The organism is Arthrobacter sp. fls2-241-R2A-200, assembly GCF_030209745.1.
Taxonomy (GTDB): Bacteria; Actinomycetota; Actinomycetes; order Actinomycetales; family Micrococcaceae; genus Arthrobacter.
Genome location: NZ_JARVRJ010000018.1, coordinates 45,317 through 59,796, shown reverse-complemented (window position 1 = coordinate 59,796; position 14,480 = coordinate 45,317). Strand labels below are relative to the sequence as shown.

At 60.7% G+C, this 14,480-nt stretch carries 11 protein-coding genes; 1 reads left to right on the top strand and 10 read right to left on the bottom strand.

The window, feature by feature from the left end:
* Positions 1-788: 788 nt before the first annotated feature.
* Both QRN42_RS17315 and QRN42_RS17310 read right to left on the bottom strand, forming a co-directional pair.
* On the bottom strand, positions 789-1,889 hold the full coding sequence (locus QRN42_RS17315; RefSeq protein WP_284980355.1) for a LacI family DNA-binding transcriptional regulator: 1,101 nt from the start codon (positions 1,887-1,889) through the stop codon (positions 789-791).
* Positions 1,890-2,199: 310 nt separating this feature from the next.
* Entirely contained in the window at positions 2,200-3,057 is an 858-nt protein-coding gene (locus QRN42_RS17310; RefSeq protein WP_502869524.1) for an HAD-IIA family hydrolase, read from the bottom strand.
* A 379-nt stretch (positions 3,058-3,436) separates the two neighbouring features.
* On the opposite strand from QRN42_RS17310, the gene QRN42_RS17305 reads away from it, so the two are divergent.
* Positions 3,437-4,234, top strand: coding sequence for a coniferyl-alcohol dehydrogenase (locus QRN42_RS17305; RefSeq protein ID WP_284980350.1), 798 nt, complete (start codon positions 3,437-3,439; stop codon positions 4,232-4,234).
* A gap of 294 nt (positions 4,235-4,528) precedes the next feature.
* Here the strand turns inward: QRN42_RS17305 and QRN42_RS17300 are convergent, their stop codons facing one another.
* The 8 genes from QRN42_RS17300 to QRN42_RS17265 form a co-directional block, all read right to left on the bottom strand.
* Positions 4,529-4,783: an aldehyde dehydrogenase family protein gene (locus tag QRN42_RS17300; RefSeq protein WP_284980349.1), complete on the bottom strand. Its 255-nt coding sequence runs from the start codon at positions 4,781-4,783 to the stop codon at positions 4,529-4,531.
* 116 nt (positions 4,784-4,899) lie between these two features.
* Complete coding sequence (locus tag QRN42_RS17295; RefSeq protein WP_284980354.1) at positions 4,900-5,679, bottom strand: SDR family NAD(P)-dependent oxidoreductase; 780 nt, start codon at positions 5,677-5,679, stop codon at positions 4,900-4,902.
* 165 nt (positions 5,680-5,844) lie between these two features.
* Positions 5,845-6,630 (bottom strand): SDR family NAD(P)-dependent oxidoreductase, encoded by a 786-nt coding sequence (locus tag QRN42_RS17290; RefSeq protein ID WP_284980348.1) that lies wholly within the window; start codon positions 6,628-6,630, stop codon positions 5,845-5,847.
* A 66-nt stretch (positions 6,631-6,696) separates the two neighbouring features.
* Positions 6,697-7,671, bottom strand: coding sequence for an SDR family NAD(P)-dependent oxidoreductase (locus tag QRN42_RS17285; RefSeq protein WP_284980347.1), 975 nt, complete (start codon positions 7,669-7,671; stop codon positions 6,697-6,699).
* A 67-nt stretch (positions 7,672-7,738) separates the two neighbouring features.
* A complete protein-coding gene (locus QRN42_RS17280; RefSeq protein WP_284980346.1) occupies positions 7,739-8,986 on the bottom strand; it encodes a glycoside hydrolase family 1 protein in 1,248 nt (415 codons plus the stop codon).
* Between the two features lie 14 nt (positions 8,987-9,000).
* Positions 9,001-10,779, bottom strand: a complete 1,779-nt coding sequence (locus QRN42_RS17275; protein WP_284980353.1) for a family 43 glycosylhydrolase — start codon at positions 10,777-10,779, stop codon at positions 9,001-9,003.
* 23 nt (positions 10,780-10,802) lie between these two features.
* A complete protein-coding gene (locus tag QRN42_RS17270) occupies positions 10,803-13,052 on the bottom strand; it encodes a beta-glucosidase (protein ID WP_284980345.1) in 2,250 nt (749 codons plus the stop codon).
* 78 nt (positions 13,053-13,130) lie between these two features.
* Entirely contained in the window at positions 13,131-14,477 is a 1,347-nt protein-coding gene (locus QRN42_RS17265; protein ID WP_284980344.1) for an MFS transporter, read from the bottom strand.
* Positions 14,478-14,480 lie beyond the last annotated feature (3 nt).

Genomic DNA, 14,480 nt, shown 5'->3' with positions numbered 1-14,480 from the left:
ACGCAAAGTTGGAGTGATCCGCTCCCCTTCCTGCACCGTCGATGTGCCATGGTCTACACGGCCATTGCATTACAGAATCGCCATTATCGGCGTTCAAAGCACGGGAGTAGAAGTAGCTGCGGACACTCCGTCCTGTCCGCTGTCAGTTGAGTTGGCAGTTTTGTCAGGAGACACGGCAGCTTACGAGCCGACAGCGTTTGAGTCAGTTAATGTGGCACACAAGCCTGATAGCCACGCGCGAGCAGCGACTCGGATCGCCACAGAAGTGAGTGGTCTTCGGAGCGGGCCAGCCATGAATCTTGTACTTGTCGGGACGCAGCAAATACGGAAGTGCCAGATCGAGTGACAATCAGAATGCCGTATCACTGTCAAAAGAACTGACATTTTCCCACATGAACACTGCCAGATTCAGTGACAACGGACACGTCCTATAACGAATCCGGCATTTCCGGTCTGCGACTATTTTGTTAATGGAGCTCGCGTCGTGGCATGGGTGTATTTCGTATGCGCGTGGAAGGGGCAAGTCCAATGGACGATTCCTCGCACCTACATGGGATGCGGCGTTCGGTCGGTCTTTCTACCTTGCATGGTTGGTCGAGAAAGTCATCTATGGGTAGTACGGAATGGGCTGTGCCGGGCCCCGTTCTGCGCATGCTCCATTAACGGCACCAACCGGATACGATCTGCTCCTTAAAGAGCTGGCTAACTTGCCCGATCATGCATGGCCTGCATTCCTGCCCGGAAGGAGGATCACATCATGGCTGAACTCCACAGGACCCGACAGCGCGTTATCGTTTGGGGCCAGCAGTGCTTTGCCGGACGACGAGCCGAGGTTGGATGAGCCTGACGCAGGGTTTGCTGGTGTTGCCACGAATCTGATCAAGGACGTTGTCGACGCATGCACTGCCGATAGCGGCGAAATGTTGGTGGACCGTAGTGAGTGGAGGGGCGTATGAGGAGGTCTCGGGCAGGTCGTCGAAGCCCACCAGGCTGACATCCCCCGGGACCGCTTTTCCCCTCTCCTGGAAGGCGCGCAGAAGTCCCAGCGCCATGTGGTCGTTCGCGGCGAAGACGGCGGTGCAGCCCGGTTGGTCGGCGAGTTGGATTCCGGCGGCGTAGCCGGAATCGGCCGACCAGTCCCCATGAATGATTGGGGGCACTGGCCGACCAGCGGCTGCCAGGGTCTCTCGCCAAGCAATGGATCGTCGTTCGCTAGCCAAGGACGCTGCAGGACCCGCAACGTGCCAGACGGTTACGTGCCCGAGGTCCAAGAGGTGCCTGACAGCCTGGTGGGCGCCGTAGGCCTGGTCCGTGTCTACAGCGGTGTATCGTGTGCCTGCATCGGAATCAACCACTACCACCTTCACGCCCGGGTGCAGCGACACACCGGCCGCATCGAGGAGGTGGGCCTCCGTGATGGCGATTACGGCGTCAATTGCGAGCTCGCCCACGCGGGAGAACGCACCACGGATCCCGCCCTGGGTGGGGGCCTCGACGGGGATGATCATGACGGCGAAGTCTCGCCGTGCGGCTTGAAGCGCGATCGCTTCCAGCGTTCGCATGTTTCCGGGCGACGACAGCGTAGGTGAGATGACCCCGATGGTTCGGAAACTGCCCCGCTTAAGAGCCCGGGCGGCACTATTGGGGCGGTACCCCAGCTCCTTCATGGCGGAAATGACTTGCTCGCGGGTGCTTCCCCGTACATCGCGGCTGCCATTTAGTACCCTCGACACAGTCTGAGTGGATACCCCGGCCAGCTTGGCCACGTCCACAACCGAGGCCTGCCTCCTGTGTCCGCTCTGGACTGTGGCACCCGCTTCATTTGAAGAGGGTGCCTCCGGGTGCGTACGCCACTGATGTGGGCCGATCTCAGAGGTAGAGGATCGCATCATGCGAGCACTTCCTAAGTTTCTTGAAAATGGGATTGGCCCGACTGACGCTTCCGAGATGGGCGTAAGCCTCACTCGAATGACCCGGATCACGATCCGTGTCACTAGGGCTGACAGTTGACGAGCTTCGAGCACTCCGGACGGGCCTCCAGGCTGTCAGTCGTGAACTTCGCGCGCTGAAGGGCTGACGACGCGTACCTTTCCGCATCCAACAGGGTCCACATCATCTGTGCCGAGACCAATTGCCAATACTTGAAGCGACCGGTCTTCCCGGGGGGCAATGAGACCTACTACGAGGCTGACCGTTCCCCTATATCTGGCTTTTCAGGTCTGCCACGGAATCTACAACTTGATGGGCCCGGAAGGGGAAGGAGACGATTTCTTCACGCTGGGTGATTCCGCTGAGGACCAGGACCGTGTGCAGGCCCGCTTCCATGCCGGCCACGATGTCCGTGTCCATGCGGTCCCCGATCATGGCAGTGGTCTCCGAATGAGCGTCGATCTGGTTCATGGCGGAACGGAACATCATGGGGTTCGGCTTGCCCACGATGTACGGCTCGCGGCCCGTGGCCTTGGTGATCATTGCCGCTATGGCTCCGGTGGCGGGCATGGGACCGTCCTTGGAAGGACCGGTGGCATCCGGGTTGGTGGCGATGAACCGTGCACCGGCCAGGATGTGACGGACCGCCATGGTGATCGCTTCAAAGGAGTAGGTGCGGGTCTCACCCAGCACCACGAAATCGGGATCGGTGTCCGTGAGGATGAATCCGGCCTCGTGCAGCGCGGTGGTGAGTCCGGCTTCGCCGATGGTGTAGGCGCGGTTGCCCGAATCCGAGGACTGGACCTGGTCCTTGAGGAACTGGGCCGTGGCCAGTGCCGACGTCCAAATGTTCTCTTCCGGGACCTCCAGGCCTGACGCACGCAGGCGGGCCGCGAGGTCACGGGGCGTGAAGATGGAGTTGTTGGTCAGGACCAGGAAGCGCTTGGACGTATCCACCCAGCGCTGAATGAGTTCAGCTGCACCCGGGATTGCCTGGTTCTCATGGACCAGGACGCCGTCCATGTCCGTAAGCCAGCACTCGATGTCCTTGGAGCTACGGGGCCGGCCTGCAACGTCTAACGAATGCAAACCTTCTTCAGCCAGCGCATCTAGCGAGGGGATTTGCATCCCTATTGTCTGCGTCATTCTTACCTTCCATGAGGGACTTGGCTCGTGAGGCGTGGATCGGTTACGTTCCTGCAGCAGCTCCCTGTCAAAGGCGCCACAGCCGCCCAAGGAAGCCTGACCCGGCAGCAATAGCGTCTGCTGCCACTCCCGGGTGGCAGCCTTGTTCGCACCGACGTCGGCATACACGAGCCTATGTAGCTTATTGACGCGCGTCAATAGGCTAGTCTGTGAGGGGCAGACGCAGGATGGATCTCTGCCCCTGAAGCAGACCAAGATGAGCTTCCGCTGAATCTCGTGCTGACTGCGCTTCGCCGTGAGCCGCCCTTATGACCCGGTTTGCGGCACTCAAGCTCTATGGCACCTAACAGGAGAAACGTTCGTGACCTTTACGGAATATGAAAACAAACGCGTCGTTGTGACAGGATGCTCATCCGGCATCGGCTTGGCTGTTGCTAACGCCCTTGTGAACCAGGGTGCAGAGGTCATCGGCATGAGTCGCCGGGCTCCAGATCTGAATCTCGCCGAATTCCACAGGCTTGACCTTGCATCCGTGAAATCAATCGAATCGGCTGCGGTCAGATTCGATGGACCGGTGGATGCTCTGTTTAACTGTGCCGGCGCACCACCGATCCTGCCATCGATCGAGCTGGTGAAGGTCAACTTCCTGGGACCACGGCTCCTGACGCAATACCTTCTGGAGCGAATGGGAGCGGGCGCGGCGATAGCGAACGTGTCTTCAAGCGTCGCATGTGGCTGGCGAGCTCACCTGGACCTGCTCGGCGAGTTCACCACCACCGGATCGTTTGAAGATGGAGTCGCCTGGTACGAAAAGAACGAGGGGATCGCAGGTCATGGCTATCCCTTCAGCAAAGAAGCAGTCAACCTGTGGACGTTGCAGCAGTCGACGGCCCTCATTTCGCGTGGCATCCGCATAAATTCCTCCAGTCCCGGAGCGGTTCAGACGCCGCTAATGGAGGTGAGTGAGAAAGCATTTCCACCAGCGCTACTCGCCGCTACCGAGTATCCCAGCGGACGTCGCTCGTCCCCAGAAGAACAGGTTCAACCGTTGTTGTTCCTCAACAGTTCCGAGGCTTCATATGTCAACGGTGCTGACCTTGCTGTCGATGGCGGGTACTGGGCTTCCCGCTCGGTGGAGGGTTCTGGCTCGCTATGGTGATGAACATTCCTGGATGGGAACTTGCCTTCGTCGGGAAGTAGCGGGAACGTTCGACGCACCGTTTTCGCGCTGGCGGCAAGTGTGCCTGCGGCTGTCGGCAAGCAAAGAAAGTGATGAGTGTGCTGCAGGCCGGCGCCTGGCTCCAGCAGGCGGCGAAAACCGTGACGCTGCCCTTGCCGCCGGCGGGGTCTTACTTCATGCTGATCACAAGTCGTTCGGGAGCTTTAGCGGCCCAACTCTCCGCGACATCTTCAAGGCGCGCAGTGCGGACTCGTGTTGCCGGTGACGGGGTGTTCAACCGCGGCTGGGAATGCCGATTGACTTTAGCCCCATATATTCCCGGAACCCCTCTTCGCCATTTTTGCGGCCAATGCCACTTTGACCATAGCCGCCCAGGGGTGTGCATACGTCAAAGTACATGCCGCCCTTGACGGAGATGTTTCCGGCCCTTAGACGGCGTGCGACCTCCAGCGCCCGTTCATCCGAGGCGCTGCTCACCTCACCGGCTAAGCCGTAGATGGTCGAGATGCCGAACGTTTCGGGCGCCACGTATCGCCTCAACTTCGGTGTTGACTCATTTGCTACCCGTAACTTGAGACTCATGGCGGGCGCCCGGGGGACTAACATTCAGGCGCCCGCAAATAAAGAGCCGCTCCCGCTAGCAGCTAAATCGCCGACCAACCTCCATCGGAGGCCAAGATGGCGCCATTGAGGTTGGTTCCGTCGTCGCTGAGCAGGAAGGTGATGGAGGCAGCCAACTGCGCGGCACTTGCCGGTGTGGGGATGTTGGCCTGCATGAGTGGGCCGAGGCGTTCGGCGGCCATTTGGGAACCGAAATTAGCGACGATTCCGGTCATGGTTGGCCCGGGGGCAACAGCGTTGAAGCGCAGTCCCTTGGGGCCATAGATGACGGCGGAGTTCTTGGTGAGGCCGACGACGGCGTGCTTGGACGCGGTGTAGGCGGCGCCTGCGGCCGATCCGCGGATGCCGGCCTCGGAGGAAACGTTGACCACGGAGCCTGAGCCGTGTTCCAGCATCAGTGGTACCACGGCGCGGCTGAGGCGCATGAGCGCGGTGACATTGATCCGGAAGACGCGGTCCCAGAGTTCGTCGTCTACTTCGTGGACCGGTGCGAAGTTGTCCATGATTCCGGCCACGTTGGCAAGGGCGTCTACGCGGCCGCCGGCGGCAGCCACGACGGCGGCAACAGTTTCTTCTGTTGAGATGTCGCCGGCCACAGGTACCAGCTCCAGGCCGCTGTTCTCCTCGACTAGAGCATCGAGGCGTTCCTTGCTGATATCGGCGGCGATGACTTTACCGCCTTCCTTCGCGATGCGCAGGGCGGTAGCTTGCCCGATCCCGGAAGCCGCCCCTGTGACGATGACGGTTTTTCCTGCAAATCGGTTATTGCTGATGGCTTCCTGCCATGTAGCTTCGTTACCCATGTTGTCCTTCCAGATGGTGTTGGCGAGTTTTGGCAATGGCGGGCCGGCTTCAAGCGATGGCCCGGTCCCGCGAGACGCGGTGATGCTGCCCTGATTGAACAAATGCAGGAGCAGTTGGCGGCTCAGTTTGCCGGTTTCATTTAGGTACGTTTTCAACTATCGGGATCAAGCGCTGATTAGAATGCCGCCGTCTGCGTGGATGTTCTGGCCGGTGATCCAATGGCTGTCATCGGAGGCGAGAAATACACCCACTGGTGCGACATCACGGTATGGATCACCAGCGCGCTGGAACGGGTTATTCGTGAATGCATCTCGAATGTGGTCCCTGGCCTCCAGGCTCAGCGCCTCTGAGTCCAAGCCAGCGGACGCGTTTTCCGTCATGCCGTTGGGACAGAGAGTGTTGACCCGGATGTTGTACTGGCCCCATTCGCGCGCAACTGTGCGGGACAGCCCCCGTACGGCCTCTTTGGCTGCCGCGTAGGGAGCATAAAGAGAATCGCCTTTAACGCCTGCTTCAGACGCGAAGTTGATGATGGAACCTCCTGCCCCTTCCTTATCGCGCAGGTGCGGGAAGCACAGCTTCATGAGATGCCAGTAGGCGTAGACAGAACTTTTCATCTCCACGTCGAGATCCTCGATGGTTTTTTCGAGGAAGGGTTTCGGGATGGTGATGGTATGGGCGTTGTTGACCAACACGTCGATGGTTCCGAAGCGCTCAACGGTGGCATCAACGAATTCCACCAGGCTGTCGTAGTCCATGATGTCCACGGACATGGCAAGAACTTCTGCACCCTTTTCTTCGCAGATGTTCTTGGTTTCCTTCAGCTTGGTCTCGTTCCTCGCACAGATGGCGAGCTTCGCGCCCTCAGCCGCCATCCGGATTGCCTGCTGCTTGCCCAGACCAGTGGAGCACCCAGTGATGAGGATGACTTTGTTGTCTAGCTTTCCCAAGTTGGTTCCTTTGTTTGACGATGGTTCGGTGATGTGGGAGTTATTGGATCCCGACCGGTGGGGGCGCTAGTTCATGGGCAGTGCTACGGAAAGGTTCTTGGCGTTCGCCAGTAGTTCGTTGGGGACGCGTTCGGTCAGCTCGACCATGGTCCAGGTCCCGTTTGCTGCCGTGATTTGGTTGACGAGCTGCGGGTCGGACCAGAGGCCGATTTCACCGTCCGCGGCTAGCTTGAACAGGTGTCCGGTGATATCGGCCGCGTCGTCGGAAGAGAGGTAGGCCAGGAAGGGGACCATTCCTTCCGGTGTCCTCTTCATTGCAGCGGGAGCCGCCGCCTCGATGGCTTCCGGGGGCATGCCTTGGAGGCGGTAGGCGGCAGCGGCGTTGACCCAGGAACGTGTCCTGGCCAGCGGCGTATAGGCGTTGACCGTGATTCCGTGGCCGTGAATGTCGGCCGCGACGGCCTTGGTCAGGGCAACTACGCCGGCGTTCGCTGCGCCGTATGCCGCGTACCCTGGCAGGCCGAGGAAGGCGTCAGAGGACGAGTTTAGGATTCGGCCAAATCCCTGCTCCTTCATGTGAGGGAGGGCGTGGTGCATGAGATTGAACGTGCCTTTGAGCTTGGAAACTACTGAGATGTCCCAGAGCTCCTCGTCCATATCCATGATGTTGCCCACCCAGTTGGACGAGGCGTTGTTGACGACGATGTCGATCCGGCCGTAGTTCGCTACGGCGGTTTCGACCATCTGCCTGGCGGTTTCAAAGTCGCCGGCGTCTCCGAAGAATGGAACCGCTTCCCCGCCCAGCCGGCGGATCTCATCGGCAGTTGTTTGGGCATCTCCGGCGACGGTTTCGAGTGCTTGTTGTTCCTGATCGGTGAAGGGCAGTGCGGTTTTTTCGAAGGCGTTGATGGAGGACCCGGGCTTGCGGTTGTTCGTTACGATGCGGGCGCCTTCCTTCGCCATGCACAAGGCGACGTCGCGCCCGATGCCCTGTCCTGATCCGGTGATGATGGCAACTTTCCCTGCTAGCTTTCCTGCCATGATTGCTTCTCCTTGATGCTGTTCCCTGTATTGGTACTGGTCGGTTCCGTTGGCCCGGCTTGGGGTTTTACCTATGGGTGTTGCCTGCGTTGGCGGGGCGTTTTAGTTCGTCCCCGTTCGAGCGCGCGATGTTGCCAAGCCAGTGGAGGCTTTTCTTGGGACGGCGTTCAAAGGTGTCCCTGTCAACCTCGACCAGACCGAACTTCGGCTCCCAGTGTCCCCATTCGTAGTTGTCCAGCAGGCTCCAGTGGAGGTACCCGCGTACATCCACCCCGTCTTCGACAGCGCCGGACAAAGCCAGCAACGCTTCGTGTGTGTAAGCGATACGGCGTTCGTCATCCGGGGTGGCGATGCCGTTTTCGGTCACCAGGACCGGAACTTTTGTCACATTCGCTGCGTGATGAACAGCCATTGCCAGCGCATCAGGACGATAGGCCGTGCCGATCATGGTGTTGTCCGGGTGCGGCGGATGCGGAACCAGGCCGTTGGCGTCCACTTGCTGTGTCGTATAGGACTGCACCCCGATGAAGTCATCGTCGCGGGCGGCTTCCAGGTAGAGGTCCTCAAAGTTCCATCGAACCTCGCGCAACCGTTCCTCGCCGCCGGGGGCGGCGGTGAAGGCCTGGTTCGCGACGCTCCATCCGATCAGGGCGTCGGTGTTCTCATGAAGGACTTCACGGGCAGCATGGTGAGCGTCGATAACGTGTTGCCCGTCTGCAGGCGTTGGAACGGGCAGGGGCGGCTGCTTGTATCCGCTGTCCGCCTGGTTTTCGATGGTTGGGCTTTGCCATTCATCCAGCTCGCCTCGGAGGGCGGCGGCTTCGAGGTTAAGCATCATAGCCAGCATGTTGGGTTCGTTGATCGTGACTACGTGTCCCACGTCGCCGAGGATGGAGGATGCAGCCTTGACGTAACGTGCGAAGCGTTCGGCGGCATTGGGAGTGCTCCAACCGCCTTCGTCGGCGAACCAACGGGGAGAGCTGAAGTGATGGAGGGTGATCACGGGTTTGATCCCAAGTTCGAGGGCGGTGTCGATCATCGCCCGGTAGTGCTTCAGCAGCGCAGAGGAGAACACTCCGGGCCGCGGCTCGATGCGCGCCCACTCAATCCCGAACCGGTAGGAGTTCAGCCCTGCCTCGACCAGTAGCGTCATGTCTTCGCGGTAGCGGTGGTAACTGTCATTTGCGTCTCCGCTGAGTTCCATCCCGGGATAAAGTCCCTCGCGGCCCCACCAGTCGCTGTTGACGTTATTTCCCTCAGTTTGGTGTGGGGACGTGGAGGCACCCCAGAGAAAACCTGGCTTGAATGCGGTCATGTTGTCGGTCCTTTTCAGATCGTCTTGGTCAGTGCGGGATGCATGGCAGTGATGGCGCCCGGTGTGATGCCGTTTTCGTTGAATGCGTCCACGGCAACCCAGTAGTCGCAGCCTGCATTGAGGCTTCCCAGGTCAAGGTCGGTCTGCTCATAGACAAGCCAGCTGTGGTAGAGCTTGTCCGGCGCAATTCCGTACCGCACGTTGTAGCCCTGGGCTGCTTCGCTGCCAGGCCACTCGATGCGTGCGGTCAGGTCATTGATTCGGATTGCCGTGGGCGTGACACTCCCGGGAGCGGCGCCGTCCCCGAGGCCGAAGACACGCAGTCCGCTCACCGCGGCAGCAGCTCCGAATGGCATCCTGCCTGCTGTTAGGCGCACGTATCGTGCCCGCTTGGGTGAAGGGAGGACCTCAAATGCGTGCGGCGCTTCCGCCCCTGTCGCCCGGGTATCGAGAACAGACTCCCATTGCTGGCCGTCGGCGGAGACTTCAATGATGAACTCCGTTGGCTGCGAGCCTGGGTAAAGGGCCCGGTACTCTCCCGGGAACTGCTGGCCGTCGGACCGCTCAGGCGCAATCTTGGACAGCTCGTGGTCGGCGAGATTGACCTGAATGGCGTGGATCGTCCGCTCGGTGCGGAGGTCAAGTTGGAGCCACTCCCCCGGTTCCGATCCACCAGCAACCCACCAGGTGCGGATGTCTTCATCGACCGAGAGGGCAGGGCCGTGGTCCGGAAGGGACGATGATGCCGTGGCTTCGGCCCGGAAGGACTGCAGCATCCACCCTGGAGATGATTCAGTCCACGGGTCGATCCGGCGGTCAGGCACGATCATGGGGTAGTCCCCGAAATTCTGGTTGCAGAACAGGACACCGTCGTCGTCGAAGCCGGCAGGAAAGATCCCGATACGGCGCTCGAATTGGTGGTGGATCGAGATGCGCATGGTGGAGGCATGCCACCAGTTCCCATACTCGTCTTGGAAGGTGCTGCCGTGGCCCGCGCCCGTGATGAAACCTCCGGGCTTGGACGAGAATGGGCTGTGCGGCGAGTAGCTGAAGGGCCCCAACGGCCCCTCTCCGGTGTAGTAACCGTCGGCGTAGGTGTTCCACTCCGTCCCCGGGCCGGCGTACTGCAGGTAGTAGGTGCCATCACGGTGCGTCATCCACGCACCTTCGATGAACGGAGCATCCCCGAGGTATTGCGCCATGAATTTTTCGCGCTCGGTCGTCGGTTCCTTTTTGATGTAGTTCTCGCCGATCTGTTCCCACCCGTGCCGGTCGGGGTCTCCGCTGATCAGGGGGACGGCCTCGCCAATGATTTCCATCGTTGCCGGGTCGACGCGCGCGCCGGCAATTGGTTCCTTGTTGGAGCATCCCCAGTAGAAATATGCCGTGCCGTCTTCGTCCTGGAAGAGATGCGGGTCCCAGAAGGGGAAGCCGGAGTTGACTTCAGTGAAGTCGTCGTCCAATGGGTTCTGGCTGCGGAAAAAGGGGCTGTCGGTGGTCCTTGAAGCGGAGATGTACAGGGCGCCGTCGATTTCCCGGACGTCCGGTGCGTAGTCCATCGGCGGCAACTTGTCTGTTGCCTGGTACTGCCAGGTCTTGAGGTCCTCGGAGTGCCAGAATCCACCCGCCATGGAGGCGAAGAGATAGTAGCGGCCGCGGAAGCGCACGATTGAAGGGTCGGCCGCCTCCCGGTGCACTGATCGTTCGTCGCCCAGGGGGCGCAGGTCCTGGAATCTATAGGCAATATCCAGCGGATTGCAGACTGCGGACACGGAGGAACGGGTCTCGTTCATGAGGTTCACTTTCTGATTCGAGGCTAGGCAGTGGCAGCTGCGGGCTGGCTGGGCTCGTTGAGCATTGAGAGGAGCCAGTCGCCGTCGATGGCACCGCCGAGGATGCTGAGGATCTGGTTCATGGGCATGGAGAGCATCATTTTGGTCCCGTCGCTGTCATCATCGAGATGCTGGCTGTTGGCTGCCATAATCTGGTTCAGCCGGTCTCGGAGCGCCGGACCGGCCACCGGGTGGCTGACCCATTCCGCGACGTCTGACTGAAGCGAAAGGGTGACGGGCAGCTCATCGCCGTCGAGCTGGACGTCCTGTTGGAGGAGCACTTCCGAAGCGTTCTCGGCGACCTGAATGGTGTAGTTTCCGGCGGGGACGACCCAATCGGACCGGGTGATGTCCCAGTACCTGAGTGCGCGCCGGTCGAGGGTGAGCTGTACGCTTCGTGTTTCGCCGGCTTGGAGCAGGATCTTCGTGAAAGCTGCGAGAGTCCGTTCGGGTCGCTGCACCGGTCCGGCCGCGGTGGAGACGTACATCTGGACGACGTGCTTGGCAGCGACTTCACCGGTGTTGGTGACAGTAACAGTGGCTGAGATGGTGTCGGGTCCAGCTGCTTCAGCGCGAAGGTCGGACACTTCAAAGTTCGTGTAGCTCAGTCCGTGCCCGAACGGGTACCGGACGGGCTGGTCGACTGTTTCGTAGTAGCGGTAGCCGACCATGACACCTTCGCTGTAGCGGACGTGTTCCTGCTCACCCGGGAAGGACAGGAAAGTGGGAGTGTCTTTGAGCCGGTATGGGATGGTCTCGGCGAGACGGCCGGATGGGCTGATGTCGCCGAAGAGCAGGTCGGTGATGGCTTTGCCGCCGCCCTGGCCCAGGAGGAATCCTTCGAGGATCGCGTCGACGTCATCATGCCACTCCTCAAGGGAGACGACTCCCCCGTTCGCCAGCACAACGATCGTACGGGGTGCGGCGGCGGCCACGGCTTTGATGAGCTGTACCTGCGCTGGCGGCAGGTCCAGCCGACGGCGGTCAAACCCTTCGGATTCTTCCTCTTCGGGGTTGCCGGCGAAGATGACGGCGATGTCGGTTGCCCGTGCCGCTGCCACTGCCGCTTCGCGAAGAGAGTCCTCATCGGCCGGTTCCAGGCTGAAGCCTGGGCAGTAGTGAACCGTCGTGCCGTTCGCGCGGGCGCGTCCTACGAGCTGCTGAAGCGGAATGTCAACCTGTGTGGCGTTGACATGTGAGCTGCCCCCGCCCTGGTAGCGCGGCGTCTGGGCAAATTCGCCCACCACCAGCAGGGATGACTGCGCCTTCAGCGGCAAGACCATGTCCTTGTTTTTCAGCAGTACGGCGCACTCGGCTGCGAGTTCACGGGCGAGGTCATGATGAGCGCCGAGATCCGCCGTTGCCGGGTCAGTCCCGGTGAACGCGGTAAGTCCAAGCACCCGGCCAACGGCCGCGTCAATCGTTGCTTCTTCCACAGCCCCTGACTTCACCGCTTCGATCAGGGATTGGGTTGCATACTCCCCCGGGCCGGGCATGGCCAAATCCAGGCCGGCCGCAGCTGCCGCAGGCCTGGTGCGCACCGCACCCCAGTCCGAAATCACTGCGCCCGTGTAGCCCCATTCGGTGCGGAGAACGTCCGTCAGGAGCCACTTGTTCTCAGAAGCATGGACACCATTGATCTTGTTGTACGAGCACATCACGGTCGCAGGTTTGGCTTCGGTCACCACCCTTTCGAAGGCGGACAGATGAATCTCGCGCAGAGTCCGTTCGTCAACGTCGGCACTGATCACCATCCGTTCGGTTTCCTGATCGTTTGCCGCGAAGTGTTTCAGCGACGCTCCGACGCCCTGCTCCTGCAAAGCGTTGACGTATGCGCTGGCGAGCACCCCGGACAGCAGGGGGTCCTCCGAGTAGTACTCGAAGTTTCGCCCTCCCAGCGGTGAGCGCTTGATGTTCACCCCTGGGCCGAGCAGAACGTCCACGCCCAGGGCGCGGGCTTCGCGGGCAAGCGCGGCACCTATCCGCGCCGCTACTTCTACGCTCCAGCTGGAGCCAACGGCTACGGCAGGAGGGAAGCAGGTGGCCGGCTCGCTGTTATACAGGCCGAGGTGGTCCATCCCCTGTTTCTGGTGCCGCACCCCGTGCGGACCATCCGCGAACGTGACGGACCCGATGTTCTGTGCGGGGATAGCAGTGGTTGTCCAGAAGCCGGCCCCGGTCAGAAGGGAGGCTTTTTCTTCCAGGGTCAGCATGGTGACATCGACGTATTTCATGGGATTCCTGTTCGGCGGGGGCAGCCCCCCTTCGGATAGAGTGCGCCGCTCGGCGACGCGTGCGCATGTTGAAGCGGGTCAGCGTACGGTTTTGACTTTCAGGACGACAATGCCGCCTGCGACCGTGAAAGCAGCGGCTATGAGGTAGAGCAGCGAGTAATTCTTTTCGGCTGCCGAAGCAACCCCGATTCCCAGGAACAGCGGCGCAATCAGAGGAGCAGCGGATTGTGCCAAAGAATTGGCGAGCCCGTTGATGCCTACGAAGCGTCCGGCGTCGGTATCCCTTTCCGGGAGTACGTCCAGTACCAGTGCCTGGTCCACGGCGGAGAAGATGCCCAGGCCAAGGTTGGTTATTGCGGCACCAACCATCAGCATCGGAAGGTCGTTAGACAACGCCATCATGACCGCTCCGACGGAGAACATGGCACCAGAACCCAGGACAAACGGTTTGCGGCGATGCAACTTATCAGACAGGAATCCGCCACCGATGGATCCTACAATCACGGTCACGACGCCAATCAGCCCGGCGATGGCTATCAGTCCACCGATTTGGGTGACTTCGAGGTTTAGCCGTTGTGCGAAAAAGAACGCGGTGAAAGTCGAGTTGAGCGTCAGACCGAAGTAGAACAGGAATCGGCCGAGCCAGTTCCATGAGAAGTCGGGGTACTGGCGCGGGTTGTAGACGAACTTGGACAGCATGAACCGGAGATCGAGTTTGTCATCGAATGTGCGCATCCGGCTGTCGTCCTCCGGTACGACGAAGGCGAACAGGAGCACGAGGATCACGCCGATCACGCCCGGCACCATGAACAGCAACACGGCATCCGTGGCGAGGATGCCGCCAAGGATGGAACCAGCGACCGGGGCAGACATGGTGACGAACCCGACAAGCCCCCCGACCTTTCCGCGCTGGGATTCGGGTAGGCGGTCGGCCTGGGAATTGGTGAAGCTGCCGATGACAGTGTTCCAGCCCAGGGTCGTGATGACCCAGCCGACTGCGACGATCAGGACGCTCGGTGCGATGGCGATGACCAGCAACCCGATGGTGCCAAGGATGGCACCGCCAACAAGCCATGGCCGCCGCCGGCCGAAGCGTGTACGGGTGCGGTCGCTCAGCACGCCTGTGATGGGGCCCGAAAAGAGGGATACAACCGCGGCGGAACCGATGACGTAGCCCAGATACTCTTCGTTGTCCGGTGCAATTTCTTTGATGCGGATCGCCAGGGAAAGCGCGATCGGGGTCACCAGGGCGATGTAGGCGCCGAACAATCCGAGCAAAATGAACCAGATGTACCGGGCACCCACCTTTGGGAGGTCACCCTCCGCGTTCGCAGGGCGGGTGAGCTGGATGCGTTCTTCTTCCACCTCTGCTGGACCACCACTCATAGTGGCGGTTGTTGGCGGAATGTCACTGTTGTTTGTCATGGA